This is a genomic window from Moorena sp. SIO3I6, from assembly GCF_010672095.1.
In genome coordinates this window covers 1-2,165 of sequence record NZ_JAAHHU010000808.1, presented here as the reverse complement: position 1 = coordinate 2,165, position 2,165 = coordinate 1, and the positions used below count along the sequence as shown (strand labels likewise).

Here is a 2,165-nt window from a genome sequence, read left to right as displayed (position 1 = left end):
CAGAGTTGTGTTCTTCCGATCTTTAGAAGAATGGAAAGGTAGAAATTTAGATATATTTTGGTTGCCTACTTACTCACCAAAGTACAACTTAATTGAAATTTTCTGGAAATTTATTAAGTATGAGTGGATTGAAATTGATGCTTACGAAAACTGGAAAAGCTTTCTTAAATATCTCAAAAAAGTGCTTAACAATTTTGGTGAAGAATATGTAATTAATTTTGTTTAGGTGCTTATGAGTTCATTTTTCTTGCGCTTACCCTGCTTAGGTTGGAGTCATTCCAATTGGCTATACCAAAATAGTATTTGATCTATTAAAGCTTAATTTTTGACTAAGTTTCGCTAATTAATTCCAGTCCAGTTTTTCTAATTTCGTATAGTAACTTATGAAAGTGACTAATATTAATTATGTGATTCATAAAAACAACACGCAGAGAATTAATTCCATCAATTTCTACCTTCGAGATAAAAAAATTCCCTCCTTCCTTAATTCGGTTTCTAATTGCCAACTGAAAATCAGACAACAGATTATCACTCAAATTTGACGGTACATATCGAAAACAAAGGATATTCACCTCCGGTTGATGAATGGTCTGGAAATCTGGTTCATGTTTTAGTATTTGATAGGCTTCCTGAGTCAACTGACACAAATATTCAATTTTATCAGCAAATATAGCCTTTCCATAGAGCGCCCATAATACCCACAAGTTCATAATTAGGGGTCTTTTAGTACATTCAAAATTCTGTTCTGCACTATCAAATTGAGTATAGATATCAGGAACTTTTTCAAAGACATAACTAGCGTTTTGGCGGAATGCTCCATAGCTCTTTTTTTTGTTCTTATAGAAAAGAAGGGTACACACTCCAGGCAAAAACATCATCTTGTGCGCGTCTAAGATAAAGGAATCTGCCTTTTCAATTCCTTTTAATTTGTGACGCAACTGATCACAAACCAGTAAACTACCACCATGAGCGCCGTCAATATGAAGCCAGATATTTTTATCTTTGGCTATTTGTGCTAATTCATCAATCGCATCAAAAGCACCTACGGAAGTAGTTCCGGCTGAAGCCACCATACAGAAAACATTTAGTCCCTGCTTCTCTGCTGCTTCTAGGGTAGGGCGCACCTTATCTATACAAATTTGCCTTTTCTGATTAACTGGTAAACGGACAATTTGATTTTCTCCGATTCCCATAATCCCCGTAGCACGACAAACACCATAATGTGCATCTTCGCTCATAGCAATTGCTGGACGATATTTGTCCCCCAATGCATAAATACCTTCTGACCAAATCTGAGGAAATTTTTCATTCCTAGCTACCAAAAGAGCGGTTAAATTGCCTAACGTCCCCCCAGATGTAGTCACCATAGCAAAACTATCAGGAGCCCAACCAATAAATTGGTTAAATTCATCGGCCATAATACGCTCAACTACATTCGGTAACGGCCCCGCTTCATAGAAGGAAGATGGTTGATTCACGATTGAACTCATTAAATCAATCAGGCCAGCTAAAGGAATTACGCCAGAAAACTGTCGCCCCATATAACCGGGTGAGTACACTTGTATTCCGGTTTTAATGTATAAGTCAATAATGGCTTCTAGCTTTTCTTGATTGTATGTAGCCGTGTTCTTCTGTCCCTGATTCATTATATCTTTTGCTGTTTGGGACAAGTCATAAGGATTAGTCAGTGCCAACCCTCTGGTTGATGAGTCGGCTAAGTATTTTTCTAGCTTTGATATAATAATATCAGCGCTCTTCCGAAACAACTGATGATCAAAAACTCCTTCCTTCTTTCCCAAGTTTTCGATATCTCCTACAGATGGCAAATGCATTCTATCTCTCACCCTTGTATTTTTATTGTATTACGATGATGATTTGATGAGTAACACGAATTTATAAGCTGTTTTAAAATTTAGACACACAACAGCTTAATCAATTTTAATTTCATAGAATAATAATAACTTTTACATTTCACTCTGTCAAGTCGAAAAAAAAAATACTCCCCTACTCCTTAAAAGTAAGGATTCAGGTGTGGGGAGAAGGGATAAGAGCTGATTTGTAAAGTAAAGATTAAGAAGCCTTAAAGCCTTGCTATGATTGTCTTTTGTGTATTAAATATTTCAATTTTTATAGTGTAGCGCAAACCTTATCATACAAGGATTACA

General features: G+C 36.0%; 2 protein-coding genes. One reads left to right on the top strand and one right to left on the bottom strand.

The window, feature by feature from the left end:
- Positions 1–226 (top strand): transposase (locus F6K49_RS42985; RefSeq protein WP_293107699.1); only part of this gene is annotated, 226 nt, incomplete at its 5' end.
- 103 nt (positions 227–329) lie between these two features.
- Here the strand turns inward: F6K49_RS42985 and F6K49_RS42980 are convergent.
- A complete protein-coding gene (locus F6K49_RS42980) occupies positions 330–1,799 on the bottom strand; it encodes an aminotransferase class V-fold PLP-dependent enzyme (RefSeq protein ID WP_293107696.1) in 1,470 nt (489 codons plus the stop codon).
- Positions 1,800–2,165 lie beyond the last annotated feature (366 nt).